Genomic DNA, 23,129 nt, shown 5'->3' with positions numbered 1-23,129 from the left:
ATGAACTGACGGTGGCGCGGAAACGTGTTAGTCTGGCCACCTGAAGTATTGGACCGGCCCGAATGCCCAGAATTGTTGGGACAAATAGCGACGACGATATCGACGTCACAAACAACAACGGGACCCTGAACGGGAATCCGGAAGGGTCTCCTATTGACAATATCCGGGGCCGGGGCGGTGATGACGACATAAATGTCACCAACAGTGTCATCGCCGACAACGTGATCGGCAATGCCGGAAGTGACACAATAACCGTTACCAACAGCACCGTCGGCGGCCGCGTTGCATCGGGGTCGGATGCTGACACCGTTGACATTACGGGCTCGACCGTCGGGTCCATTCGGTTGGGCGGCGGCGACGACACCCTGAATTTCAGCAGTACGTCCGTTACTGACGATATTCGCGGCGGCAACGGAACCGACACGCTGAACCTGCCCGCCGGGACCGTGATCAATGACAGTGTTTTTGGCACTATCACGGTCGAGGATGGCGTCGGCTATTCATTATCCAGCGGTACGTTTACCCTGCCGTCCGGCATCGTGGTTACGTATTCGGCGTTCGAAAACGGCTCAGGGGTCCCATGCTTTACCCGCGACACATCTATTCTGACTCAGACAGGAAAGCGCCCGATTCAAGAGCTGCAGACCGGGGATATGATCCCCACCATGGAGCACGGGCTGCAAAGCATCCACTGGATTGGTCGCCGCGGGTTTGACCGGGCCGCATTGCTGAACAATCCGCGCCTTTGGCCGGTTCGCATTCTGGCCGGAGCACTGGGCAACGGCCTGCCCCGGCGGGACCTGCTGGTCTCGCGCCAACACAGGATGCTGGTACAGTCGAAAATCGCGGAACGTATGTTCGGCACATCCGAGGTGTTGATCCCGGCGATCAAGCTGACCGTCCTGCCGGGGATTTTTGTCGATGAAACCGTGGCAGGGGTAGAGTATTTTCACCTGTTGTTTGATCGCCATCAGGTGATCTTTGCCGAAGACGCCCCCACCGAAAGCCTGTTTACCGGTTCCGAGGCCCTGAAATCGCTTGGCGCGGATGCAAGGCGCGAGATTTTTGAAATTTTCCCTGAGCTGATCGAAATGCAACTGACGCCAAGGCCTGCGCGCTTTATCCCGCGCGGACGGCAGCAGGCGCGCCTGTTGGAACGGCACCGAAAGAACAACAAACCGCTATTGCGGGCACAAACCTATCCGGTCAACGACGTCGGTTTAAAGAATTCGCTTGATCCGTCTTGACCCTTCCTGCGATTCCCACTACACGCATCCAACCAGTTTTCGGGCGCGACTTCGGGTTGCGCCCCTTGTGATTTGGCCGAGGGCGTTATGCCCGGCCTCCAGAAACAAAGGAAGAAACCATGTCGCGCCGTTGCGAACTGACCGGAAAAGGCCCGATGACTGGCAACAATGTCAGCCACGCCAAAAACAGAACTCGTCGTCGTTTTCTGCCGAACCTGAACGACGTTACCCTGCAGTCCGAAGCTCTGGGCCGTGGCGTCAAGCTGCGCATATCGGCTGCTGCTCTGCGTTCGGTTGACCACCGCGGTGGTCTGGACGCGTTCCTGGCCAAAGCCAAGGACGAAGAGCTGTCGGCAAACGCGCTGAAAGTGAAAAAGGAAATCGCCAAGGCACAAGCCTCGGCCTAAGCCCTTTTTTCACTGCGAAGAAATTCGACCCTGTACCGTAAGGTGCAGGGTCTTTTCTTGCGTGGCCTGTTCTCAAATTGGAACTAAAATTCTCTCGTCGGTGACATTGTTCACATACACTTTGCTCTGCCTGTTTTATGTTTAGTCATATTCATCTGGCGGAGTTCTATCTCATGTCTTTCAAACTATCTGATTACCTCTCCCTGTTGGCTGCCTTTGTTGGCAAATCGTTTGGGACATGCTTTCGGATGCAACGACAGGTGAACAGGTTGCATACGAGCCTGACCAAAGGGTCTGTCAAACGTCCCGGCGTGGACGGCTGACACCAAACCCAACCTTGCGGGCTTCGGGCGTATCCGATTGCGCTTGAAGCCCGCTTTGCGTCGGGCTTATATCCGGCACAGGATGAAGACCGTTCTGAACAGATTCCTGCCTTTGGCACTTTCGCTGCTCGTCGTACTGACGGGGCAGGGGGTGGCTGCATCGCGCGGACTGGACACAGCGGTGGGGCAGATGGTTCTGTGCACCGGCTCGGGTCCTGTGGTGGTCTATATGGACGCCGAAGGCCAACCGGCGAAGCCCCCGCATTTCTGCCCGGATTACGCTCTGACCCTGTTGGGCGCGATTGCGGTTTCGGGATCCGAACTTCCTGTGGTCCCGAAAACCGGTCGACCAGCACCCTTGCGCAAGGCGGACAATCTGATTGCCCTTCCGGTTCCCTACAGACCGGCCCGTGCACCTCCGGTTCTGATCTGAAACTTTACTCTTATCAGACACTTGAACAAGGAGAGGCATGATGTCCCTCAAATCCAAATTCCTGGCCACTTTGGCCACCGCACTTCTGGCCACTTCTGCCTGGGCGCAGGATGCAATTTCCGTCAATGATGCTTATGCCCGGTCGTCGGGCAAGTCGGCCAAGGCCGGTGCGGCTTTCATGATGATCCAAAACGCTGGCGAAACCGATGACCGGCTGATCGGCGTGGAATCGGATGCGGCTGCACGGGTCGAGTTGCATACCCATAAGGTTGATGACAATGGCGTTGCCAAGATGGTGCATGTCGAGGAAGGCTTTGTCATTCCGACAGGCGAGATGCACATGCTGAAACGCGGCGGTGACCATGTGATGTTCATGGGCCTGACCGCTCCGTTCGAGCATGGCGCGACGGTTCCCGTGACCCTGATCTTTGAAAAGGCGGGCGAGGTCGAGATTGAGATTCCCGTCGATCTGGAACGTCAGGACAAAGGCGGTCACGGTTCGCATTCGAACTAAGCGAACGCCTGTCTTCGGGCCGCTCTGCGGCCCTCATCCATGCGTCAGGTCGGGCCTTGCCCGGCCTGTTTGCGTTGGGTCGAACGGATCAGCGATTGACCACCCGCATCGCCACGCGGTCATGGGCGCGTTTGAAGCGGGCGGTCAGCCAGAACATCACGGCCGAGAAGGCGAGCGCTCCGAACGCGATGGCCCATCCAAGCGCCACCATGCCGCTGCCTGGCCAGAAGATCAGCACCAGCCCGATTACCAGTGCCACGATTCCCGAGTTGCGGACCGAAGCGGCATCTGGATGTTGATCCGACATCTGCCGCCAAGCCATCAGAGAGCCGACCCCCACGATCAGCGCCCACGCGCCCAGAAGGAAGAAGGTCAGCCGGGCCACGCCCTCGGGCCATATCAACAACACCAATCCGATTAGCAGCGCGCCGATACCCACGCCTCCAATCAGGCCGCGCCGTCCAAAGCCCAGCAAGGTCAGTGCGCCGTCAAACACCAGCAAAAGGCCTACAAGTCGCAACAGCAGTGAGATGCTGCCCGTCGGCCAGAACAGGGCCGCGATGCCCAGCGCCCCGGCCAGAAGTCCCCTCAGTAGGAATGTCCACCACAGGCCTGCCAATTGATCCCCCAGCGCATCGCGGCCGTCCAAGCTGCTGTCATCAAGGATTTCTTCGCGTGGAAACTGGGGGTCTGTCATGATGCTCTCCCGGCATGTTAGGCCTTTACTATAAACAAGAAAATCCGCTGCTGTCTGCTGGGATCGCGATCATGGTCGGCCCAGCAGTCCCTCGACCCAGCGTGGGACGGTTTCGGATGCGGGACCGAGGATGACTTCGTCAAAGCTGGATGCCCCATCTGACTGGGCGAGGTTCAGTTCAACAGTTTGCGCGCCGGACAAGCGGGCCTCGTGCACAAAGGCGGCAGCGGGGTAGACTTGGCCTGAGGTGCCGATCGCCGCGAACACGGTCGCGTTGGCCAGATGATCATAGATTGCGTCCATGTGGTAGGGCATTTCGCCAAACCAGACCACATCCGGCCGCGCAGTGGGGGCATTGCAGGCTGGGCAGGGCTCGCCCACCGCCATCTCGGGTGGAGAGGGCCACCGGTGATCACAGGCTGCACAGAGCGCCCCGGCCAGTGTGCCGTGCATGTGAATTACGTTTGGGGCGCCACCGGCCTCGTGCAGGTTATCGACATTTTGGGTGACGATTACCACATCCCCGCGGAAATCCAGTTGCAGGCGGGCCAGCGCCTTGTGCGCCGCGTTGGGCTGAGCCTCAGCAGCCTGAACCCGGCGGGCGTTGTAGAACGCATGGACCAGTGTCGGGTCGCGGGCAAAGCCCTCGGGTGTGGCGACATCCTCGATCCGATGTTGTGCCCACAGGCCGTCTTCGTTGCGGAACGTGCCCAATCCGCTTTCGGCGGAAATTCCGGCCCCTGTCAAAATGACGATCTTTTCCATCTTCGCCTCACGCGCTACACCTTGGCCCATGACCCACCGTATCCTCTTTGTCTGTCTGGGCAATATCTGCCGTTCCCCTGCTGCCGAGGGCGTGTTTCGCGCTCGTGCACCCCAACACGTGACCGACAGTGCCGGGACCTCGGGTTGGCATATCGGTGAACCGCCTTATGGGCCGATGCAGTCGGCGGCGCGGGCGGGGGGTATCGACCTGAGCGACCTGCGGGCGCGGCAATTCGTGGCTGAGGATTTTGATCGGTTCGACCTAATCATCGGTATGGACGCCGAGAACATCAGGAACATCGAGACCTTGCGGCCTGCTGGGAATGAGACCACGGTTCGCCTGCTGACCGATTTCGCCCCCGAGACCGGAGCCGATCACGTGCCCGATCCCTACTATTCGCGGGATTTTGACGGGGCGCTGGACCTGATCGAGGCCGCCGTGGCGGGGCTCGAGGCGCATCTGCGGGCCTAGCCCATCACCTTCAGGCGGTCGGCGAGCCATGGCAGTTGCGCCAGCGCCGGGTCGACAATCTGGTTGCGCATTAGGCGGCGCATCATGCCGGCAACTTCTTGCGGAACCTGATCGGACCAGTCGGTGCGGGTAAACAGGGATATCGTGCGCGCAAAATCTCCGAACGGGGCGGGGTGCGCCTCAAGCGCGTCGTGAAAACGGGTTGCCCGCATATAGCCCAGCGGCGTGGTAATCGCCCAGCCAAGGCCACGCGCGACCATCGCCATCAGCGCCAGATGGGAACCGATCTCGAACCGCTCTTCGTATTCCAGCCGCCGCCGGGCCAGATGTGCCTCGATCTGGCGGCTGATCAATTGATCGCGGGCGTAGCGCAGAAAGGGCAGTTCCTGAACGGCGTTCTCAACCCCTTTGGGCGTCACCAGAATGAATGGGTCCTGTACTAAGGGGTATTCGACCACGCCCTCCAGCACCTCGCCGGAATGGGCCGAAACCATCAGATGCAGGCGCTGGGCCTCCAGCTCTTCAAACAAATCCAGGCTGGGCAGGGTGAGCAGCTTGAAGTTCGAACGGGTCAGGCTGTCGGCCAGCAGAGTCGCAAGGCGCGGGGTCAGGTCATTGTCGAAATCGTCGATCAGCCCGATGGACAGGGTGGTCAGATGGCCCAGATCCATCACGGTCAGCTCGCTTTGTGCCATCTGGAGTTCGGCCAGCACAGCCTCGGTCCTGGCCAGAAAGCTGCGCCCCGCCTGCGTCAGCCGCATGGGGCGGCGCCCGTGATCGACCAACTCGGTCCCCAAGGCGTTTTCCAGGTTGCGCAATTGCTGCGATACCGAGGGCTGGCTGAGCCCCGTGATCTCGGCGGCTTGCGCCACCGATCCCGTCCGCGCCAGGGCCTCGAACACTTCGAGCCCGCGCAGGGTCAGCCCTTTCATAACCATCAGATATCCCCTTCGCTGCGCCTTTTCTGGGGCGCAGTGCGGATCAGGTCAAGGATTGAGATAAGTTTAGCTGCAGATCGCCTGCGCCATCTGGCCGAAGTTCCGATACCGATCCCACAGCGCATCATCGCGTGCGGTCTGCGACATCTTCAATTCCTGTGCCTGATGGGGGTCGGTGAACCACTTGGCGACAGTCTTCTGATCGCTGCGGGTCAGCGCCTGATTGGCCACCCGCTGGATGCAACTGCACCGGTCCCGCGTCGCGGCCGTGCGGTCGGATGCCAGACATGCCCGCTTGATCTGCGCCGCCTCGGCGGCCTGAGGTGCCATCGCCAAGATCGACGTGGCACAGAGTGCGATTAAGAGGAACTGTTTCATGCTCGAGCCTCGTTTTTGCCTACCCGGAGAGATCTGTCGCCCCTCTCGGTCTGGGCGGGAGTATGAATCAAACGCCCCATTGGATCAATGGACAAGATTTTCTGTATCAAAAACGTGGCATCCCGCCGCTTCAGGGCCAATCTTGCGGTTTGCATAACGTTGTGATTTTGCGCCGCGAGGTCAGGAAAGAACAGGGCGTCGGGGTCATCAGACGTTTCCGACGGTGCCGCAAGAAGGCTTTCAGAAGCCGCGCCATTGGCTTTGATCACCGCGTGCCGATCCAGCAGAAGGTGATGATAGCAGGCCGTTTTCTCGCCCGATAGCGCGGCGAGCCCGGTGTCCACGAGGCTGATGGCCGGTACAAAAACCTCGGGCACGCCAAAATGCAATTCGGCAAGGGGATGGGTGACCAGAAGCCTGTGCTGTTGCGATACACTTAGGGGCGCAAAGTTCGTCAGCACACCTGTCGGAATTTCGACCATCCGGAATCGCCCGGTTGCGATCACATCCCGTGAACCTACCCAGCGGACAGGGGCAAACCCATTGTCCTGCGTCCAAACCACGTCGCCGGGTTTCATCGTCTCGATAAGGGTATCCCCGAGATCGGTGCGGATCAGTGTCCCGCGGCGGTAACAGATCGGCGTGACGTAATCGACTACCGCAAAGCCGGGTCCTTCCTGCGTGCTGACAACCTGCAGTTCCACCCCGGCCGGGGGGAACTCGCCCGGGCCGCCGATGAAGGCAATTCCTTCGACCGTGGCATAGGATGGGGACGAGTTGTTCACGTTAAAGGCGACGGCTTGATAGGTGTTTACCCCGTCCGTCAGCGTTATGCCGTATTCGGCCTCGACCCGTGTGCCGTCGGTGAACAGCATACCGTCAATCGTTTGATCGCCATCCAGGCGCTGATTGGTGTCATTGTCGGCGAAATTGGCATCGTTTCCACCATCGCGAATGAACACTTCGGTGGCCGAGCGGGTGTCGATCGTTATGGTCTGGCCGATCAGATGGCTGCCGTCGCCCTGATTGAGGCCGTCCAGCCCCTGCGCCAACGAGATTGACAGCTGGCTTTCACCCATAACAAATATTGAATAATCAGCCATCTAGTACACTGCTCTCTCACCGGTGTTTTGATCGGTTGCTAGCAAATTCACCGGCAGACCTCAATTTACAGTAAACGAGGCTGGTCAATAACGCGCTCTGAGTGTCCTGTCAGGGCGCTTCCCGGCTTGACGAGGGGCCAATCTACGGACATATCCCCAACCCATGACAGACCTCGCTCATATCCGCAATTTCTCCATCGTCGCGCATATCGACCATGGCAAATCCACCCTTGCTGACCGGCTCATTCAAGAGACCGGAACGGTCAAGGATCGCGACATGAAGGAACAGCTGCTCGACAGCATGGATATCGAGCGGGAACGCGGCATCACCATCAAGGCCAACACGGTTCGCATCGACTACACCGCCGACAATGGCGAGGCATATGTGCTGAACCTGATCGACACCCCCGGCCACGTGGACTTTGCCTATGAGGTCTCGCGGTCCATGCGCGCTGTCGAGGGGTCGCTGCTGGTTGTGGACTCGACCCAAGGGGTCGAGGCGCAGACGCTGGCGAATGTGTATCAGGCCATCGACGCCGACCATGAGATCGTGCCGGTGCTGAACAAGATCGACCTGCCTGCGTCGGATTGTGACCGCGTGGCGGAGCAAATCGAGGATGTGATCGGCATCGACGCCACCGACGCCATTCAGGTCAGCGCCAAGACGGGGCAGGGCATCCACGAGACGCTCGAAGCCATCGTGAAACAACTGCCCGCACCGCAGGGCAACCTCGACGCGCCTCTCAAGGCGATGCTGGTGGACTCGTGGTACGACGCCTATCTCGGCGTGATCGTTCTGGTCCGCATCATGGACGGCACGCTGAAAAAGGGCATGCGGGTTAAGTTCATGTCGAACGGCACCCTGCACCATGTCGACCGCGTCGGCGTCTTCCGCCCCGAGATGGAGATGGTCGACTCGCTTGGTCCCGGTGAGATTGGCTTTCTGACGGCATCCATCAAACAGGTCCGCGACACCCGCGTCGGTGACACCATCACCAATGATCGCAACGGCACCGAGGTCGCCCTGCCGGGCTTCAAACCCGCGCAGCCGGTGGTGTTCTGTGGCCTCTTCCCCGTGGACAGCGCCGAATTCGAAGACCTGCGCGACGCGATTGAAAAGCTGGCGCTGAACGACGCCTCATTCTCGTACGAAATGGAAACCTCGGCCGCGCTGGGCTTTGGCTTCCGCTGCGGCTTCCTGGGCCTGCTGCACCTTGAGGTCATCCGCGACCGCATCGAACGCGAATATGATATCGAACTCATCACCACCGCACCCTCGGTGATCTACAACGTCTACATGAAAGACGGCGAGATGATCGAGCTTCACAACCCCGCCGACATGCCGGACCTGTCCAAGGTCGACCACCTTGAGGAGCCGCGCATCAAGGCGACCATTCTGGTACCCGACGAATACCTTGGCGACGTGTTGAAACTCTGTCAGGACCGCCGCGGCATCCAGATGGACCTGACCTATGCGGGCAGCCGCGCCATGGTCGTCTATGACCTGCCGCTGAACGAGGTCGTGTTCGACTTCTACGACCGCCTGAAATCGGTGACCAAGGGCTATGCCAGCTTCGACTACCAGATGACCGGCTACCGCGAGGATGCGCTGGTCAAGATGTCGATCCTTGTGAATGACGAACCGGTCGATGCGCTGTCGACCATGGTTCACCGCGACCGGGCCGAGATGCGGGGCCGGGCGATGTGCGAAAAGCTCAAGGACCTGATCCCGCGCCACATGTTCAAAATCCCGATCCAGGCCGCCATCGGAGGCAAGGTCATCGCCCGCGAGACCCTCTCGGCCCTGCGCAAGGATGTGACCGCGAAATGCTACGGCGGCGACGCCACGCGGAAACGCAAACTGCTGGAGAAGCAGAAGGCCGGTAAGAAAAAGATGCGCCAGTTCGGGAAGGTCGATATCCCGCAGGAGGCGTTTATTTCTGCGTTGAAGATGGATAGCTAAGGCTGTCCATTTTGTATGAAGGTTAAAGTTGCCTAGCTCTCTTTGGTCGCGAACTGTTGTACATCCCAGTGGCCAAAGAAAAGCCGAACTATCGGTGACCTTAAAAGAATGAACCGCTCAGCTGTTGTGCAAGGAAGGGCTCCAGTTCCTTTGAATTTGAATATGCCCCTAAATTGGTTTATCTTTGAAATTGAAAAAGTTGAGTATTGACTGCCCATGAATTGGCGGCGGAGGGGCCACTGTTTCACAGTGGTGATTGCGTTAAGTGGTTTACCGAAGAGGGCAAAAAGAGTCTGCATTGAAGCAAGCACGTCTTAGGTGGAAATCTAGGCCTGAGAGTCTTGGGTGGAGATTGTTAGAACGGGGAGGTCGAAAATTGGCTCCCGCTATTTCGACTTTTTTAGCCATATTCTCCATTTCGGCAGCATACTTTGCTGGCTTCCTTATAAAGTTAGATACGGTTGCTATTTCGCTGATTGATTCGAAATTTATCGCCTCTGAGTACATTGTAGTCTCAATAATGGCCGGTATTGTTTTGATAGGCGTGCGGTTAGTGACGTTTTTTGGATCCGCTGCAATGACGCTTATTTCCGAAGGAAAGGATGTTGAATCCTACAATTTGGAAATCAATGTAACGATATTGGTAGCAGTAGCTTTAACTGTCACCTTTTTTGTAGTAGGTCATTATTTATTTTTAGATTTTTTTCGATTTCTTGGCCTGTTAGGTCAAGGTTTGTTCGTGCTAATAGTTATTTGTTTTGTCTTGCTTCGTGTTTCGGGGCTGGATGATGAATTGAAGGTAAGATATTGTAAATTTAAAGATGATTTTTCTACAGCCAATGGTTGGAGGAATTGCTCATTTATTGTATTGAAAGCGGTTTCACTGTTGCTTTCACCGGTGTTCTTAATCTTCCAAAGAAAATACTTGCTTTCACTTCCTTTATCATTTCCCGCAATTGCTGCTTTTGTCATCTTCTTTTCTGCTCTGACTGGAGCATCTCGCTTCGACTATTTAGTTGATCGACCTTTTGTTTCTGTTTTGATGTCAAGTTGCCATGAGGCTGAGAGTTGTGTGGTTGACGTTAAATTGCTGGGTTTGGGGGGTGTCGGAGCCTTATATGTTGATAGGGTTTCAGAGAGTAGAGTCAGGTTTTTGATAGAGAGTGAAGTGTTTAGCCTAGGTCTTATTCCTTTCGAGGCTATTCTCAGTATTTCGAAACCGGAACTTTTGAAAATCCGTCAATAGTTCTATCTGAAGCTGGACAGCGTTAGTTTGGACGGTACTTTAATCCGCTGTGTGATCTCATCCCGTCAACCTAGTGGCACCGCTGGGCCGCGCCGACCCGCCCCCATGGGGCGGCGAGTTTGGTCCCGTGGTTCCACACGTGCGAAAGCGAAACTGTCTCGCTGTCAGCCATCCTTCGCCGATCCGCTGCATCGGATGCTGATGCCCTCCGGGCCTGACCCGTTTCATGATATTCTCATCTCACCCCAAAACACGGGAGGATGAATCAATGAAACATCTGTCTCTGGCCGCTGCCTTCTGCCTGTTCGCCGCGCCCGCCTTTGCCGGGCAATGTCCCACCGACATTGCCGCCATCGATGCCGCTCTGGCTGCGGGTCCTGACCTGTCTGAAGAACAGATCACACAGGTCGAAGCATGGCGCGACGAAGGTGCCGCGCTGCACGATGCAGGTGATCATGACGCGTCGGTTGCAACTCTGGCCCAGGCCAAGGAACTGCTTGGCCTGAACTGACACTAAATTGCCGGATCCGGAATGGTAAACTGGGTGAGCGTTTGCGCCGCCTGTCAGGGCGGGCGTGACCCTCCGTTCTCCTAATAAGCCGTTGAAATTGCACCCCGGATCACCGCGCATTCTGACCCAGATCAAAGACCAGCCTCGGCCTCGATTCTAGTCTCCGCCAAAACAGACTGGAAAAACGAGGCCCCTATGTCGCCCCTGACGCTGATCATTCATATCTTCCTTGGTTCCACCCTTGCCGGGTGCGCGGTCATTGCGGTTCTGGTCATGGGGCACGCCGCGTGGACGACCCTGCTGATCGCGGCAGTTGTCGGCTTTGTCGCGGCGTTCCCGGCCTCGTTTCTGGTGGCCCGCAAGCTCGAAGGCTGAGCGCTCGGTTTAGACGCAAAGAACGGAATGTGTTATCCTCCGCGCGGGGGACCGCGTTCAGGCGGCCTTTTCTTTACATGCTTGCAACGCCAAACCCTCAGAAATGAGAGGTTATTATGCACAAGTTCTTGAAAGTGACCGCAACCACAGCCTTGACCCTGGGCCTGTTCGCAGGCCCGGCCATAGCCGAGACTTTTGACGCCACCGGCGCGGGCACGGGGACGAATGTGAACCAGGTCTATGGTATCTCGGACGGTCACGCGGTGATCAAATCGCAAACCGATTATGACAGTTTCGAGATTGCCGCCGGGCACCCTTTGGAAGGGGCGTCGGGTAGCTGTTTCGGCGCGGTGCTGGTCAATGGGGCCGGGGTCTCGGGCACGGGGAATTGCGTGTTCGACACCGCCTCGGGCGAAAAAGCGGTGATGACCTGGACGGCCACAGGGATCGGCGCGGATGGCGCTTTGACCGGGGACTGGACGGTTTCGGGCGGCTCGGGCAATTGGGCCAGCGCAACGGGGGGCGGGACCTTTTCGTCTTTGACCGACCCCGATACCAAGAAATTCGTAAACACGATCACCGGCAGTATCACGGTGGAATAAATTTATACTTCGCAACGGTTTAGGGCGGGAGGGTGTGCCCCCGTCCGCCTGAAACCTCTGAGAGTTCAATGAACCACAGATGAAGTTTCCCTTAGGTAAGTTGTAACCGGTTCACTCGCTTCCAATCTGTTCAGCAGGCCAAGGACGGCCACAGTTTTGGAGGAGAGAGCCAATGACCAGATACATGACTGCCGGAGCAGCCGCTCTGGCCGCGACCCTCACCCTTGGAACGGCCGCTCTGGCCGACGCGCCGGATCTGCGCGGCACATGGCTGGGGTCTTATACGACCGTCTCGCCATCCCATACCTATCGCGGCGATGAACCCCGGTTTAACCAAGCCGAGTGGATGCTGGACATCCAGATTCAGGAAGACAACGTCTTTTGGGGCCCCAGCAAGTGGCGGCGCGATGGCGACACCGAATGGAATGAGAACGAGGCCACCGGCACCATCAGCCTCGATGGATCTGGTAGCATCGGGATCGTTGAAACCTCACCGTTGGTCATCGGCGCGAACGCGTTGATCGATGCCCGGTACGAAGACGGAAAAATCTTTGCGGATTTCCGTAGCCTGCGTAACGGAACGACCTACAGCACCGTTCTGGAACGTCAGGTGAACTGAAGTGTCTCTGGCCTGAGCGGTCTGTAGGGGGTACTGGCTGCTGTTCGTCGCAGCGCGTAATTGGTAATCCCGGTCGGGCCAGAGCGCTTCTCAGGAAACGGAACCAATGTCTCCGACGGGAGGAGACGAGTCGGACGGCCATTGCGCCACCTGCGACAGGGTACGGATCGTAGCGTGCCGGGTTGCGGCGTAGCCCGGCACGGGGCGGTTTGGACCTCGTGAACCTTCAGCGCGGCGTCTCAGGCGGGGGAGGGCGCGTCCGGCCTTGGTTCCGTTTCCATGTCTCTCGACCGTTTGAGGCGTGAGACGAATCGCAGAATCGGAAATCGGGGGCAGGGTGCTCTGATTTCACGCACAAATGTCTACTCAACCCTTTCGCAGTTGCAGAAATTCGGCCTGAAACGGTGATTTGACGCGGTTCGGAGTTTTCCTGCCTCAAACCGGCAGAGTCGCGCGACTTCCGGAGTTATCCCCAAAACTTTCCCAGAGGATATCAACACGTTATCCCCGTCTAATTTTCATGCTGCAGTGCTATTTTCTTGCCGGACACAGGTACCGGTGCAACGATCACCCTACCACATCGGTTCTCAGGAACTCGGGTGGGGCGCAAAGGCTAGGGGGTCAGCACGGTGAGGGCAGGTTTTAGGATCTGACTTGTTGTGCAGAGACTTACCGGTGGATGGTCGTGTGATCGGGGTTCCGTACCCGGATCAGAGGGCCAGCCTCTCAGAAGGCCGACGCGTGCTGTGTGGTGCCTTTCGGCGCGGCACGGCGGCCGTGGCCCTTACTGGGGCTAGGGCAACTGGCTCGGGACGTCCGCCGGACGTGTCGACCCGGCAAGGCGTCAGGAGTGTTCGTAAGGATACGTGCATAGACCGCGTCTGCGCACCTGACGCCTTTTCCTTTTGCCGTCTTTCGGCTTGAAACAGGCTGCCACTTTACCCTTGTTCGACAAAACAGCGGGGTCTTGTGCGTTCACAAGAACCCCGCTGCCCTGTCAGAAATGCAATACCGCGTCTATGCACCTGTACCCCGAATCCTACGCTGGATCGGCTGAATCAGCAACAATACGCAGGGTGTGCGTCGTGCGGTCTGCCAAGACTTGGGGGTCAGAGGTTCTCCTGAACGTCCGACGCCGCGTCCTGAATCGCGTCACCCGCTTTTTCGATATCTTTGCCAGCGCCTTTGGCGGTTTCGCAGGCGGTGAGAGTGAACAGGGCAAGCCCAATCAGAATTGCACGGATCATCAGTGTCTCCATTCGTGTCTGTCCTGTGTTGCGTAACAGCTTTCCCTGAATGGAACCAGTGCTTTGAGGCCTGCTCAGCCATTGAGTGTGGGTGGCGTGAAGATGGTGATTGGAACGCCACAGAGTTGTGCGATTAGCCTTTTTCTTCGCCGCAGAACATGTCGTAGACCAGTTCGATCATGCGGCGTGGCCGATCATCGGCAAGACGATAGTAGATCGCCTTGCCCTCGCGGCGGGGCGTCACCAGCCCTTCAAGGCGCAAACGCGACAACTGCTGGGAAACGGCCGCCTGACGGGCGGACAGCAGCTCTTCCAACTCGGTCACGGATTTTTCACCGGAAACAAGATGGCACAGGATCATAAGGCGGCCTTCGTGGCTGATGGCTTTCAGGAAATTCGACGCGCGCGTCGCGTTTTCAACCATCTTGTCGAATGTTTCGGGGTGCATGTCTTGCGAAAGCTGGGGAAGGGCCATCGTGTTTTCCTTGTTTACGCGCGAACCAGGTGGAGGTGTGAGTGGGGGTTCGCGGACTCGAATGTCTTGGGTACTTATTTTGAACATGTATTTCCATATGCATGAATCAAAATGATGTGATGTAAGGGCTGCAATATGCGAAGAACGCTCTCGAAGCTGACTGCGAAAGAGCAAGTTCAACACTCAAATCCCGGCCGCGCGGCCCGAAGTCTCCGGCCCCCCTTGCAGCCCCCCGGTGGCGACACTAAGACTCAGGTAACGTTTCTTCGGGTAATGTCCCGATCCATAGCAAAGCAGGCAGGTTCAGAATGTTCGATCCAGTTGATACCTATATGAATACGCTCGTCCCGATGGTGGTCGAACAGACCAGCCGGGGCGAACGCGCCTACGACATTTTCTCGCGCCTTCTGAAAGAGCGGATCATTTTCATCAACGGCCCGATCCATGACGGGATGAGCCATCTGGTCGTCGCCCAGTTGCTGCATCTCGAGGCGGAAAACCCCAGCAAAGAGATCTCGATCTACATCAATTCGCCTGGCGGTGTTGTGACCAGCGGTTTGTCGATTTACGACACAATGCAGTATATCAAGCCGAAATGTTCGACATTGGTGATCGGTCAGGCGGCCTCGATGGGGTCGGTTCTGCTGGCCGGTGGCGAGAAGGGAATGCGGTTTTCGCTGCCCAACAGCCGCATCATGGTGCACCAGCCCAGCGGTGGCTATCAGGGTCAGGCCAGTGACATCATGATTCACGCGGCCGAGACGCAGAAACTGAAAGATCGCCTTTATGACATCTATGTTCGTCATACCGGCCAGACCAAAAAGGCGGTTGAAAAGGCGTTGGATCGTGACAATTTCATGAGCCCGGAAGAGGCGAAAGATTGGGGTCACATCGACGAAATCGTCGAAAACCGCGCCAAATTGGACGGCGACGAGGCCTAAGATCAAGTCCCCGCGCGGCTTGCGCGGGGCGCATTTTGAGATTGTAGCCGTCTCGGTGCTGGCCTAAGCTGCACCAACAGGCGGCACGCGGTCCGAGGGGGACCGCAGGGACGAAGCCCGAAAGGTAGAACATGGCGACGAATTCAGGCGGTGACGGCAAGAACACGCTCTACTGCAGCTTCTGCGGCAAAAGCCAGCATGAGGTACGCAAGCTGATCGCGGGCCCGACCGTGTTCATCTGCGATGAATGCGTCGAACTGTGCATGGACATCATCCGCGAGGAAACCAAGGCCAGTGGCCTGAAATCCTCGGACGGTGTACCGACGCCCAAGGACATTTGCGAGGTTCTGGACGATTACGTTATCGGTCAGGCTACGGCTAAACGGGTTCTGTCGGTAGCTGTGCACAACCATTACAAGCGCCTGAACCATGCCCAGAAAGCGGGCAGCGATATTGAGCTGGCGAAATCCAACATCCTGCTGATCGGCCCAACTGGCTGCGGTAAAACGCTGCTGGCGCAGACGCTTGCGCGGATTCTGGACGTGCCGTTCACCATGGCCGATGCCACCACGCTGACCGAGGCCGGTTATGTGGGTGAAGATGTCGAGAACATCATTCTCAAACTGCTGCAGGCCAGCGAATACAACGTCGAACGCGCACAGCGCGGCATCGTCTATATCGACGAGGTCGACAAGATCACCCGCAAGTCCGAGAACCCCTCGATCACCCGTGACGTATCGGGTGAGGGCGTGCAGCAGGCATTGCTGAAGCTGATGGAAGGCACCGTGGCGTCGGTTCCTCCGCAAGGTGGCCGCAAGCATCCGCAGCAGGAGTTCCTGCAGGTCGACACCACGAACATTCTTTTCATCTGTGGCGGTGCGTTTGCCGGTCTGGACAAGATCATCGCGCAGCGCGGCAAAGGCTCGGCCATGGGCTTTGGCGCCGATGTGCGCGACAATGACGAGCGCGGCGTGGGCGAGATCTTTAAGGATCTGGAGCCCGAAGACCTGCTGAAGTTCGGCCTGATCCCGGAATTCGTCGGCCGTCTGCCGGTTCTGGCGACGCTGGAAGATCTGGACGAGGATGCTCTGGTAACGATCCTGACCAAGCCCAAGAACGCTCTGGTCAAGCAGTACCAGCGTCTGTTCGAGCTGGAAGATGCCGAATTGGCCTTTACCGACGATGCGCTGAAGGCGATTGCCAAGAAGGCCATCGAACGGAAAACCGGCGCACGTGGTCTGCGCTCGATCCTCGAAGATATCCTGCTGGACACGATGTTCGAACTGCCAGGCATGAAAAACGTCACCGAAGTTGTGGTCAACGAAGAGGCGGTGTCGTCCGACAAGCAGCCCTTGATCATCTATGCGGATGCAGCGGAATCGGCGTCGGCCGGTTAAGCTCAAAACGATTTACCATTCACGGCGCGGCACTGACCGCGCCGTTTTCTTGTGGGGGTTACTATGACAATCAAACGCATCTCGTCAGGTGGAGAATTCGAGGCTAAAATCGGGTATTGCCGCGCGGTGGTTGCCGGGGGCTGGGTCCATGTAGCCGGAACGGTCGGGCAAGGCGATGACGTGACTGGGCAGTGTCGGTCGGCCCTTGAAACCATCAGCAAGGCGCTGACCGAAGCTGGAGCGAGCTTTGCTGATGTTGTGCGCGTGACCTACATGCTGCCGGATCGATCCGAGTTCGAGCCCTGCTGGCCAATCCTGCGGGAATACTTCGGCGAAAACCCTCCGGCGACGTCCATGATCGAGTGCGGTTTGATCGACCCGAAGTACCGGATCGAAATCGAAGTCACGGCATATTTGCCGGAATAGCAGGTGCGGCCCTAGTGGCACTGGACCTTGGCGAGCCTTTGGTCCATATCTGCGGGAACAGAAATGCCGGAGGCAGCCGATGGGTATCCTGAACAGTCTATTGCGGGCCGTAACCTGGTGGAACGGAGCCACCTTGAACACGCAGATCTATACTGCGCGGAAAGGTGAGAAAGTCGGCGAAGACAACGAAGGCAATGTCTTCTATCGCAATGCCGACGACAGCAAACGTTGGGTGATTTTCAACGGTGAGGCCGAGGCCAGCCGGATCGACCCCGATTGGCACGGCTGGCTGCACCGCACCTGGGACGAGCCGCCGACCGACAAGCCGCTGGAGCATAAATCCTGGGAAAAACCGCATCAGGAAAACCTGACGGGGACGGCTCTGGCCTATACCCCAGCGGGGTCCCTGCGTCGGCAAAACCCGGTTGAGCGCACGGATTACGAGGCCTGGAGCCCGGAATAAACGAGGCGAGCGATGTCGACCTATAACGTTACCGAAGTTCTTGTCGGTGGGGCTGTGCTGGCCTGTGCCGTCGCTTTTGGCGTTTATGCGAGCCAGTCCACCGGCCTGTCGCAGGGCGGTGCGGGATATCAGCTTGAGGCGTCGTTTCGCTCGCTCGAAGGTGTAGGTGTGGGCACGGACGTGCGTCTGGCCGGTGTCAAGATCGGGACTGTGACGGGCGTTACTCTGAACCCGGATACCTATCGCGCAGACACCACCTTCTCGATTGCAGACGGCATTCTGGTGCCGGATGACAGTGCCATCGTGATTTCATCCGAAGGTCTGCTGGGTGGTAACTTCGTCGAGGTGATGCCGGGTGGCTCGCCATTCTATTTTGAGCCCGGCGATCAGGTTGAAGATACGCAAGGCGCGGTCAGCCTGATCTCGCTGCTGGTTAAATTCGTGGCCGGGGACGGCAGCGAATGAAGCGTTTTGCCCTGATCGCAGCGCTGCTGGCCGCCTCGGGTGCAATGGCGCAGCAAAAGGCGCAGTCAGGTCCTGGGGCGATCCTGCGGGGTCTCGACAAAGTCAGCGGCCAGACCGTCGATGTGGAAATGCAGAACGGTGAGACCACTGCGGTTTTTGGTCTGGACGTTGCGCTTGGGGATTGCCGTTATCCGGCCGAGAACCCCACCGGTGATGCCTTTGCCTATCTGACGATCTGGGAAAAAGGTAAGTCGGACGAATTGTTTGACGGTTGGATGATTGCCACATCTCCGGCGCTGAACGCGCTGGATCATGCGCGTTACGACGTCTGGGTGATCCGCTGTATGACGCCTTCGGCTGATTGAACCAAAGGCGCGGTGAAATCTGCGCCTGCGTTTATCGCCTCTTCCAACTCTTGCCGGTATTGCGTTCGGGGAATTTCGATCGCCCCCAGTGACGCTAGATGTGCGGTCAGAAATTGCGTGTCGAAAAGCCGAAACCCGGTTTGCCGCAGGCGATCCACCAGATAGGCCAAAGCGATCTTTGACGCGTCCGTTCGGCGCGAAAACATGCTCTCTCCGAAAAATGCGGCCCCTAGTGCAACACCATAGACGCCGCCAACCAGATGGTCGGCCTCCCACACCTCGAGCGAGTGCGCGTGGCCAGTGCGGTGAATTTGCAGATAAAGGTCCCGCAATTCGGCATTGATCCAGGTGTCCGCGCGATCTGCGCAGCCATCGACAACCCCGGCGAAGTCCTGGTTGATCGTTATCGAATACCCGCATTTGCGGATACTGCGGGAAAGACTGCGCGAGACATGGAAACCGTCGAGGGGAAAGACACCGCGAAATTTGGGATCAACCCAAAACAGCTCTGCGGCGTCACGGTGTTCGGCCATCGGGAAAATGCCGATGGAATAGCCGTGTAACAAGAGTTCCGGGGAAAGGCTCATGCAGAATGCCCGAAGGCCGAAGGGCAGGCACCCTTCGGCCCGTTTGTATTAATCGGCCATATGCTCCGCAAGCCAGCGCTCCAACCAGTGGATGTTGTAGTTTCCGCTGTGGATATCGGGCTCCTGCAGAAGCGCGTGGAACAGTGGCACAGTAGTGTCGATGCCGTCCACGATCAGTTCACCCAAGGCCCGTTCCAGACGTGCCAGCGCTTCGGCCCGGTCACGGCCCTGTACGATCAGTTTGGCGATCAGCGAGTCGTAATAGGGCGGGATCGAATACCCGTCATACAGCGCCGAATCCATCCTCACACCCAGGCCGCCCGGCGCGTGATAGGCCGAGATTTTGCCCGGGCAGGGCGAGAAGTTGGGCAGTTTCTCGGCGTTGATCCGAACCTCGATGGCGTGGCCGTTGATTTCCAGATCGTCCTGACCGAACGACATGTCCTCACCGGCGGCGACAAGGATTTGCTCGCGCACCAGATCGACGCCAAAGATGCCTTCGGTCACCGGGTGTTCCACCTGCAGGCGGGTGTTCATTTCGATGAAGTAGAACTCGCCGTTTTCGTACAGGAACTCGATGGTGCCCGCGCCGATATAGTTGATCTTGGCCACGGCGTCGGCGCAGGTCTTACCGATCTTGGCGCGTTCCTCTGGGCTGATCGCGGGGCCGGGGGCCTCTTCGAAGACCTTCTGGTGACGGCGCTGCAGCGAGCAGTCGCGCTCGCCCAGATGCACCGCCTTGCCCTTGCCGTCGCCAAAGACCTGAATCTCGATATGGCGCGGCGTGGTCAGGTATTTCTCGATATAGACCTCGTCATTGCCAAAGGCGGCCTTGCCCTCGGCGCGCGCGGTCATGAAGGCGCTTTCCATCTCACCGGCGTTCTGCGCGACTTTCATGCCGCGACCACCGCCACCGGCGGTGGCCTTGATGATGACGGGATAGCCGAATTCCTCACCGATCTTCTTGGCGGTGGCCAGATCGGGTACACCACCGTCCGAGCCCGGAACGCAGGGCACGCCCAGCGCCTTCATGGTTTCCTTGGCGGTGATCTTGTCGCCCATGATGCGGATATGTTCCGCAGTGGGGCCGATAAAGGTGATGCCGTGATCCTCGACGATTTGCACGAACTCGGCATTCTCGGACAAAAAGCCATAACCGGGGTGGATCGCCTGTGCGCCGGTGATCTCACAGGCCGAGATGATCGCGGGCACGGACAGATAGCTTTGCGGGCTGGGCGGAGGGCCGATGCACACCGATTCGTCCGCCATGCGCACATGCATCGCATCGCTGTCGGCGGTGGAGTGGACGGCGACCGTCTTAATCCCCATCTCGCGCGCGGCGCGGATGACGCGCAGGGCGATCTCGCCTCGGTTGGCAATCAGGATCTTGTCGAACATGGGCCTGCCTTACTCAACAATGACCAGAGGGGTGCCGAATTCCACAGCATCGCCGTCACCGACCAGAATACGCTTGATGGTGCCCGCCTTGGGCGCGTGGATGTGGTTCATGGTTTTCATCGCTTCGACGATCAGCAGCGTGTCGCCTTCGGACACCGATGCACCGACCGAGATGAACGCGGGCGCGCCCGGTTCGGGCTGCATGTAGACAGTTCCGACCATGGGCGAGGTCACGGCGCCGGGGTGGCTGGCCGGATCTTCCTGTGCGGTGGGTGCCTCTGCTGCGGCAGGGGCCGGTGCGGCGGCGGGGGCTGCTGCAGGCGCTGCGGTCGGAACGGCGACCTGAACCGGAGCAGCCACAGTCTGGGTCATACGGCTGACGCGCACGTTCAGGCTGTCTTCCTCGCCATATTCGCGTTTGACCTGCAGTTCGGTCAGGTCATTTTCGCGCAGCAGTTCAGCCAATGCTTTGATGAATGCCACATCCGCTTCGTGTTTGGTGTCTGTCATGAGTGTCCTCGACGGTTCCCCTTTGGCCCGTCTGTTTTCCGCGGGCTTTGGTCTGATTACGCAGCGTTATAAGCCATGCGCCCGGTCATGAAAAGCGCAGTCTGAGCCTGTGATGTAAGGGTTTTAAAGAAGATTTCAGGGGGCGAAAGGGCCTAAAGCGGCATTCCCGAAAGTTTCGCCACCAGTTCGGGCAGTTTGCGGGCCCCGAATTTCTCTAAAAGGCGGGCGCGGTAGGCCTCGATCGTGCGATAGCTGAGGTCCAGTTCGGCCCCGATCTCTTTGGCGGACAAGCCGCGGCAGGACAGGATCGCGACCTCGCGTTCACGCGCGGTCAGCTCGACCAGAGGACGTTCTTCCGAGATGTCGGAAAAGCTCCAGATGCCGTGGCGGAACGGATCGTCCGGGGTCAGTGAACGCCCACGCGCACGACACCAGAATAGATCGCTATTGCGCCGCCGCATGACGCGTTCATCGGTGTAATAGCCGGTATCGCGCATCACTTGCAGGCTGCGTGCGCCGATCCGTTCCCAATCGGCCACAGACGGATAAAGGTGCAATAGGGGCATGTTGCGGTAATCCGCGGCCTCACCGCCAAAGGTGCGGGCGAACTGCAGATTGCAGCGCCGGATGATCCGGTTCTCCAACTCGACAAGTCCGATTGGCGCATATTCAAAGGCGGGGTCGCTCATGCGGCTATCGTGCCGGGATTTCAGGGGAAATAGAAGGGGGCCTGCGCAGATTCTGTGTGGGCGTTGCCGGCGTCGGGCGCATGCGTTTTGTCAACTTTGTAAACGGTCTATGAAAACCCTGCCTTAACCTATAGAAATATTTTAAGAGTTCTGAAAATCAATCGGGGTCGAATTCGGATGGTTCCGCTTTGGCAGAGGTGAGAACATGCGGGATACGCTGACAGGTAGCCGCATTCGGGAAAGGCGCCAGATCGCAGGCCTGCGGCAGGCGGAACTTGCACGTCAGGTCGGGATTTCAGCGTCTTATCTGAATCTGATCGAACATAACCGCCGCCGGATTGGCGGTAAGTTGCTGGTCGATATCGCAACGGCACTGGCGGTGGAGCCCTCGGTTCTGACGCAGGGGATCGAGGCCACGCTGATCTCGGCTCTGCGCGAGGCAGCGGCTGATGCCGTTGGCCAACAAGCGGAACTGGATGGGCTCGAAGAGTTCGCCGGGCGTTTCCCCGGATGGGCGGGTGTGTTGGCGCAAATGCACCGCCGGGTTGTTTCGCTGGAGCGCACAGTGGAAACGCTGTCGGACCGTCTGACCCACGACCCGCATCTGGCGGCCTCGATGCACGAGGTTCTGTCGACCGCCGCTGCGATTCGCTCAACCGCTGCGATTCTGGCGGATACGCAGGATATCGAACCCGAATGGCAGGATCGCTTTCACAGCAACCTGCACCAGGACGCCGAGCGTTTGGCCGAAAGCTCCAAGTCGCTGGTGGCCTATCTGGATGAAAGCGATTCTGACGGGGATCATCGCGGCGTGCCGATGGAAGACGTCGAAGCGTTTTTCGAGGCCCGCGGGCACCACTTCCCCGAGGTCGAAGAAGGCGGAGCCGATGCCAACATAGACCTGAGCGATCTGGAATCGTCGGCAGCGAAAACGGTGGCTCAGGAATTCCTCAAGGTTTATGCAACAGACGCCCGTGCCATGCCGCTGAACCAATTGCAGGCCGCGCTGGCCGAGGCTCCGCTGGACCCGCTGCAACTGGCAGCGCGGTTTTCAGTGAATGTTGCAACGGTGCTGAGGCGGCTGGCGGCGTTGCCGGGCGGGTATCTGGGGCGCCCGACGGGGTTGGTGGTGTGCGATGCCTCCGGCAGTATCCTGTTCAGCAAATCCGTGCCCGGTTTCGCCATGCCGCGCTTTGGTGAGGCTTGCCCACTGTGGCCACTGTTTCAGGCGCTGAACCGGCCGCTGGTGCCCATACGCAAACGCATCGTGCAGCTTGGGCGGACAGCCGCCGTGTTTGATTGCTATGCTTACGCATGGCCACAGCACATATCCGGTTTTGATGACGGGCCGGTCTATCGGTCGGTGATGCTGGTGCGGTCGGTCGAGGATGTTGCACAGGATGAGCAGGCGGTTGCCCGGGTCGGTCCCAGTTGCAGGGTTTGTCCCAGCAGCGATTGTACGTCCCGTCGCGAACCGTCAATTCTGAGCGAAGGTTTTTGACAGTTTCCTGACACTGCGCGTAAGCTGGCGGCGACGGGTCATTCAGTTTATGACCGGTCACGGGGAGGACAG

General features: G+C 58.5%; 29 protein-coding genes. 18 read left to right on the top strand and 11 right to left on the bottom strand.

The window, feature by feature from the left end; genetic code table 11:
• The first annotated feature begins 62 nt into the window (after positions 1 to 62).
• The 4 genes from ACR0KW_RS06895 to ACR0KW_RS06880 all read left to right on the top strand — a co-directional run bounded on the left by ACR0KW_RS06895 (position 63) and on the right by ACR0KW_RS06880 (position 2,924).
• On the top strand, positions 63 to 1,247 hold the full coding sequence (locus ACR0KW_RS06895; RefSeq protein ID WP_480804330.1) for a Hint domain-containing protein: 1,185 nt from the start codon (positions 63 to 65) through the stop codon (positions 1,245 to 1,247).
• Positions 1,248 to 1,366: 119 nt separating this feature from the next.
• A complete protein-coding gene (gene rpmB / locus ACR0KW_RS06890) occupies positions 1,367 to 1,654 on the top strand; it encodes a 50S ribosomal protein L28 (RefSeq protein ID WP_170326827.1) in 288 nt (95 codons plus the stop codon).
• A gap of 405 nt (positions 1,655 to 2,059) precedes the next feature.
• Positions 2,060 to 2,410: a hypothetical protein gene (locus ACR0KW_RS06885; protein ID WP_480804329.1), complete on the top strand. Its 351-nt coding sequence runs from the start codon at positions 2,060 to 2,062 to the stop codon at positions 2,408 to 2,410.
• A gap of 40 nt (positions 2,411 to 2,450) precedes the next feature.
• Positions 2,451 to 2,924 carry a copper chaperone PCu(A)C gene (locus ACR0KW_RS06880; protein WP_480804328.1) on the top strand — a complete coding sequence of 158 codons (474 nt, stop codon included), beginning with the start codon at positions 2,451 to 2,453 and terminating at the stop codon, positions 2,922 to 2,924.
• 88 nt (positions 2,925 to 3,012) lie between these two features.
• Here ACR0KW_RS06880 and ACR0KW_RS06875 read toward each other — a convergent pair whose 3' ends face one another.
• Positions 3,013 to 3,621 (bottom strand): HdeD family acid-resistance protein, encoded by a 609-nt coding sequence (locus tag ACR0KW_RS06875; RefSeq protein WP_480804327.1) that lies wholly within the window; start codon positions 3,619 to 3,621, stop codon positions 3,013 to 3,015.
• A 69-nt stretch (positions 3,622 to 3,690) separates the two neighbouring features.
• Positions 3,691 to 4,386: an NAD-dependent deacylase gene (locus tag ACR0KW_RS06870; RefSeq protein ID WP_480804719.1), complete on the bottom strand. Its 696-nt coding sequence runs from the start codon at positions 4,384 to 4,386 to the stop codon at positions 3,691 to 3,693.
• A 28-nt stretch (positions 4,387 to 4,414) separates the two neighbouring features.
• On the opposite strand from ACR0KW_RS06870, the gene ACR0KW_RS06865 reads away from it, so the two are divergent.
• Entirely contained in the window at positions 4,415 to 4,858 is a 444-nt protein-coding gene (locus ACR0KW_RS06865) for a low molecular weight protein-tyrosine-phosphatase (protein ID WP_480804326.1), read from the top strand.
• Here ACR0KW_RS06865 and ACR0KW_RS06860 read toward each other — a convergent pair.
• From ACR0KW_RS06860 to ACR0KW_RS06850, 3 genes are all read right to left on the bottom strand, one after another.
• Positions 4,855 to 5,796 (bottom strand): LysR family transcriptional regulator, encoded by a 942-nt coding sequence (locus ACR0KW_RS06860; RefSeq protein WP_480804325.1) that lies wholly within the window; start codon positions 5,794 to 5,796, stop codon positions 4,855 to 4,857. The genes ACR0KW_RS06865 and ACR0KW_RS06860 overlap by 4 nt on opposite strands.
• 66 nt (positions 5,797 to 5,862) lie before the next feature.
• Complete coding sequence (locus tag ACR0KW_RS06855) at positions 5,863 to 6,174, bottom strand: hypothetical protein (protein ID WP_480804324.1); 312 nt, start codon at positions 6,172 to 6,174, stop codon at positions 5,863 to 5,865.
• Positions 6,171 to 7,277: a Hint domain-containing protein gene (locus ACR0KW_RS06850; RefSeq protein ID WP_480804323.1), complete on the bottom strand. Its 1,107-nt coding sequence runs from the start codon at positions 7,275 to 7,277 to the stop codon at positions 6,171 to 6,173. Before ACR0KW_RS06850 ends, ACR0KW_RS06855 begins: the two co-directional genes overlap by 4 nt.
• 163 nt (positions 7,278 to 7,440) lie before the next feature.
• Between ACR0KW_RS06850 and lepA the strand changes: the two genes are divergently transcribed.
• The 6 genes from lepA to ACR0KW_RS06820 all read left to right on the top strand — a co-directional run bounded on the left by lepA (position 7,441) and on the right by ACR0KW_RS06820 (position 12,593).
• Complete coding sequence (lepA, locus tag ACR0KW_RS06845) at positions 7,441 to 9,240, top strand: translation elongation factor 4 (protein ID WP_480804322.1); 1,800 nt, start codon at positions 7,441 to 7,443, stop codon at positions 9,238 to 9,240.
• 376 nt (positions 9,241 to 9,616) lie between these two features.
• Complete coding sequence (locus ACR0KW_RS06840) at positions 9,617 to 10,486, top strand: hypothetical protein (protein WP_480804321.1); 870 nt, start codon at positions 9,617 to 9,619, stop codon at positions 10,484 to 10,486.
• Between the two features lie 268 nt (positions 10,487 to 10,754).
• Positions 10,755 to 10,997, top strand: a complete 243-nt coding sequence (locus ACR0KW_RS06835) for a hypothetical protein (protein WP_480804320.1) — start codon at positions 10,755 to 10,757, stop codon at positions 10,995 to 10,997.
• Between the two features lie 195 nt (positions 10,998 to 11,192).
• Entirely contained in the window at positions 11,193 to 11,372 is a 180-nt protein-coding gene (locus ACR0KW_RS06830) for a CTP synthetase (RefSeq protein ID WP_170326816.1), read from the top strand.
• Positions 11,373 to 11,488: 116 nt separating this feature from the next.
• Positions 11,489 to 11,974: a hypothetical protein gene (locus ACR0KW_RS06825; RefSeq protein ID WP_480804319.1), complete on the top strand. Its 486-nt coding sequence runs from the start codon at positions 11,489 to 11,491 to the stop codon at positions 11,972 to 11,974.
• Positions 11,975 to 12,146: 172 nt separating this feature from the next.
• Entirely contained in the window at positions 12,147 to 12,593 is a 447-nt protein-coding gene (locus ACR0KW_RS06820) for a hypothetical protein (protein ID WP_480804318.1), read from the top strand.
• A gap of 1,109 nt (positions 12,594 to 13,702) precedes the next feature.
• Here ACR0KW_RS06820 and ACR0KW_RS06815 read toward each other — a convergent pair.
• Positions 13,703 to 13,840, bottom strand: a complete 138-nt coding sequence (locus tag ACR0KW_RS06815) for an entericidin A/B family lipoprotein (protein ID WP_170404358.1) — start codon at positions 13,838 to 13,840, stop codon at positions 13,703 to 13,705.
• A 133-nt stretch (positions 13,841 to 13,973) separates the two neighbouring features.
• Positions 13,974 to 14,315 (bottom strand): ArsR/SmtB family transcription factor, encoded by a 342-nt coding sequence (locus ACR0KW_RS06810; protein WP_170326812.1) that lies wholly within the window; start codon positions 14,313 to 14,315, stop codon positions 13,974 to 13,976.
• 308 nt (positions 14,316 to 14,623) lie between these two features.
• On the opposite strand from ACR0KW_RS06810, the gene ACR0KW_RS06805 reads away from it, so the two are divergent.
• The 6 genes from ACR0KW_RS06805 (at position 14,624) to ACR0KW_RS06780 (ending at position 18,372) form a co-directional block, all read left to right on the top strand.
• The gene (locus ACR0KW_RS06805; protein ID WP_170326811.1) at positions 14,624 to 15,256 is read left to right on the top strand and encodes an ATP-dependent Clp protease proteolytic subunit; all 633 of its coding nucleotides are present in this window, start codon (positions 14,624 to 14,626) and stop codon (positions 15,254 to 15,256) included.
• 131 nt (positions 15,257 to 15,387) lie between these two features.
• Positions 15,388 to 16,653 carry an ATP-dependent Clp protease ATP-binding subunit ClpX gene (clpX, locus tag ACR0KW_RS06800; RefSeq protein ID WP_170332602.1) on the top strand — a complete coding sequence of 422 codons (1,266 nt, stop codon included), beginning with the start codon at positions 15,388 to 15,390 and terminating at the stop codon, positions 16,651 to 16,653.
• 63 nt (positions 16,654 to 16,716) lie between these two features.
• Positions 16,717 to 17,079 (top strand): RidA family protein, encoded by a 363-nt coding sequence (locus tag ACR0KW_RS06795; protein ID WP_480804317.1) that lies wholly within the window; start codon positions 16,717 to 16,719, stop codon positions 17,077 to 17,079.
• 79 nt (positions 17,080 to 17,158) lie between these two features.
• Entirely contained in the window at positions 17,159 to 17,542 is a 384-nt protein-coding gene (locus ACR0KW_RS06790; protein WP_170326808.1) for an NADH:ubiquinone oxidoreductase subunit NDUFA12, read from the top strand.
• Positions 17,543 to 17,554: 12 nt separating this feature from the next.
• A complete protein-coding gene (gene mlaD / locus ACR0KW_RS06785; protein WP_170545238.1) occupies positions 17,555 to 18,007 on the top strand; it encodes an outer membrane lipid asymmetry maintenance protein MlaD in 453 nt (150 codons plus the stop codon).
• Complete coding sequence (locus tag ACR0KW_RS06780; RefSeq protein WP_480804316.1) at positions 18,004 to 18,372, top strand: DUF2155 domain-containing protein; 369 nt, start codon at positions 18,004 to 18,006, stop codon at positions 18,370 to 18,372. Before mlaD ends, ACR0KW_RS06780 begins: the two co-directional genes overlap by 4 nt.
• On the opposite strand, the gene aat is transcribed toward ACR0KW_RS06780, so the two are convergent.
• The 4 genes from aat to ACR0KW_RS06760 all read right to left on the bottom strand — a co-directional run bounded on the left by aat (position 18,327) and on the right by ACR0KW_RS06760 (position 21,556).
• A complete protein-coding gene (aat, locus tag ACR0KW_RS06775) occupies positions 18,327 to 18,959 on the bottom strand; it encodes a leucyl/phenylalanyl-tRNA--protein transferase (protein ID WP_480804315.1) in 633 nt (210 codons plus the stop codon). The genes ACR0KW_RS06780 and aat overlap by 46 nt on opposite strands.
• Before the next feature lie 48 nt (positions 18,960 to 19,007).
• Positions 19,008 to 20,357 (bottom strand): acetyl-CoA carboxylase biotin carboxylase subunit, encoded by a 1,350-nt coding sequence (gene accC / locus ACR0KW_RS06770; RefSeq protein ID WP_170404379.1) that lies wholly within the window; start codon positions 20,355 to 20,357, stop codon positions 19,008 to 19,010.
• A 9-nt stretch (positions 20,358 to 20,366) separates the two neighbouring features.
• A complete protein-coding gene (gene accB / locus ACR0KW_RS06765; protein ID WP_480804314.1) occupies positions 20,367 to 20,867 on the bottom strand; it encodes an acetyl-CoA carboxylase biotin carboxyl carrier protein in 501 nt (166 codons plus the stop codon).
• A 152-nt stretch (positions 20,868 to 21,019) separates the two neighbouring features.
• Positions 21,020 to 21,556, bottom strand: coding sequence for a LuxR C-terminal-related transcriptional regulator (locus ACR0KW_RS06760; RefSeq protein ID WP_170326802.1), 537 nt, complete (start codon positions 21,554 to 21,556; stop codon positions 21,020 to 21,022).
• Positions 21,557 to 21,761: 205 nt separating this feature from the next.
• Here ACR0KW_RS06760 and ACR0KW_RS06755 point away from each other — a divergent pair, with 205 nt between their 5' ends.
• Positions 21,762 to 23,057: a short-chain fatty acyl-CoA regulator family protein gene (locus ACR0KW_RS06755; protein WP_480804313.1), complete on the top strand. Its 1,296-nt coding sequence runs from the start codon at positions 21,762 to 21,764 to the stop codon at positions 23,055 to 23,057.
• The last annotated feature ends 72 nt before the right edge of the window (positions 23,058 to 23,129 follow it).

The sequence above is a fragment of the Ruegeria sp. CG11 genome (assembly GCF_056537245.1).
The sequence above is the reverse complement of the archived record's forward strand: the minus strand, read 5'-3'. Positions and strand labels throughout refer to the sequence as shown.

Excerpts from the sequence above, each read along its gene's own strand:
- ACR0KW_RS06895 (WP_480804330.1), top strand. The coding sequence starts at position 63 with ATGCCCAGAATTGTTGGGACAAATAGCGACGACGATATCGACGTCACA.
- rpmB (WP_170326827.1), top strand. The coding sequence starts at position 1,367 with ATGTCGCGCCGTTGCGAACTGACCGGAAAAGGCCCGATGACTGGCAAC.
- ACR0KW_RS06885 (WP_480804329.1), top strand. The coding sequence starts at position 2,060 with ATGAAGACCGTTCTGAACAGATTCCTGCCTTTGGCACTTTCGCTGCTC.
- ACR0KW_RS06880 (WP_480804328.1), top strand. The coding sequence starts at position 2,451 with ATGTCCCTCAAATCCAAATTCCTGGCCACTTTGGCCACCGCACTTCTG.
- ACR0KW_RS06875 (WP_480804327.1), bottom strand. The coding sequence starts at position 3,621 with ATGACAGACCCCCAGTTTCCACGCGAAGAAATCCTTGATGACAGCAGC.
- ACR0KW_RS06870 (WP_480804719.1), bottom strand. The coding sequence starts at position 4,386 with ATGGAAAAGATCGTCATTTTGACAGGGGCCGGAATTTCCGCCGAAAGC.
- ACR0KW_RS06865 (WP_480804326.1), top strand. The coding sequence starts at position 4,415 with ATGACCCACCGTATCCTCTTTGTCTGTCTGGGCAATATCTGCCGTTCC.
- ACR0KW_RS06860 (WP_480804325.1), bottom strand. The coding sequence starts at position 5,796 with ATGGTTATGAAAGGGCTGACCCTGCGCGGGCTCGAAGTGTTCGAGGCC.
- ACR0KW_RS06855 (WP_480804324.1), bottom strand. The coding sequence starts at position 6,174 with ATGAAACAGTTCCTCTTAATCGCACTCTGTGCCACGTCGATCTTGGCG.
- ACR0KW_RS06850 (WP_480804323.1), bottom strand. The coding sequence starts at position 7,277 with ATGGCTGATTATTCAATATTTGTTATGGGTGAAAGCCAGCTGTCAATC.
- lepA (WP_480804322.1), top strand. The coding sequence starts at position 7,441 with ATGACAGACCTCGCTCATATCCGCAATTTCTCCATCGTCGCGCATATC.
- ACR0KW_RS06835 (WP_480804320.1), top strand. The coding sequence starts at position 10,755 with ATGAAACATCTGTCTCTGGCCGCTGCCTTCTGCCTGTTCGCCGCGCCC.
- ACR0KW_RS06830 (WP_170326816.1), top strand. The coding sequence starts at position 11,193 with ATGTCGCCCCTGACGCTGATCATTCATATCTTCCTTGGTTCCACCCTT.
- ACR0KW_RS06825 (WP_480804319.1), top strand. The coding sequence starts at position 11,489 with ATGCACAAGTTCTTGAAAGTGACCGCAACCACAGCCTTGACCCTGGGC.
- ACR0KW_RS06820 (WP_480804318.1), top strand. The coding sequence starts at position 12,147 with ATGACCAGATACATGACTGCCGGAGCAGCCGCTCTGGCCGCGACCCTC.
- ACR0KW_RS06815 (WP_170404358.1), bottom strand. The coding sequence starts at position 13,840 with ATGATCCGTGCAATTCTGATTGGGCTTGCCCTGTTCACTCTCACCGCC.
- ACR0KW_RS06810 (WP_170326812.1), bottom strand. The coding sequence starts at position 14,315 with ATGGCCCTTCCCCAGCTTTCGCAAGACATGCACCCCGAAACATTCGAC.
- ACR0KW_RS06805 (WP_170326811.1), top strand. The coding sequence starts at position 14,624 with ATGTTCGATCCAGTTGATACCTATATGAATACGCTCGTCCCGATGGTG.
- clpX (WP_170332602.1), top strand. The coding sequence starts at position 15,388 with ATGGCGACGAATTCAGGCGGTGACGGCAAGAACACGCTCTACTGCAGC.
- ACR0KW_RS06795 (WP_480804317.1), top strand. The coding sequence starts at position 16,717 with ATGACAATCAAACGCATCTCGTCAGGTGGAGAATTCGAGGCTAAAATC.
- ACR0KW_RS06790 (WP_170326808.1), top strand. The coding sequence starts at position 17,159 with ATGGGTATCCTGAACAGTCTATTGCGGGCCGTAACCTGGTGGAACGGA.
- mlaD (WP_170545238.1), top strand. The coding sequence starts at position 17,555 with ATGTCGACCTATAACGTTACCGAAGTTCTTGTCGGTGGGGCTGTGCTG.
- ACR0KW_RS06780 (WP_480804316.1), top strand. The coding sequence starts at position 18,004 with ATGAAGCGTTTTGCCCTGATCGCAGCGCTGCTGGCCGCCTCGGGTGCA.
- aat (WP_480804315.1), bottom strand. The coding sequence starts at position 18,959 with ATGAGCCTTTCCCCGGAACTCTTGTTACACGGCTATTCCATCGGCATT.
- accC (WP_170404379.1), bottom strand. The coding sequence starts at position 20,357 with ATGTTCGACAAGATCCTGATTGCCAACCGAGGCGAGATCGCCCTGCGC.
- accB (WP_480804314.1), bottom strand. The coding sequence starts at position 20,867 with ATGACAGACACCAAACACGAAGCGGATGTGGCATTCATCAAAGCATTG.
- ACR0KW_RS06760 (WP_170326802.1), bottom strand. The coding sequence starts at position 21,556 with ATGAGCGACCCCGCCTTTGAATATGCGCCAATCGGACTTGTCGAGTTG.
- ACR0KW_RS06755 (WP_480804313.1), top strand. The coding sequence starts at position 21,762 with ATGCGGGATACGCTGACAGGTAGCCGCATTCGGGAAAGGCGCCAGATC.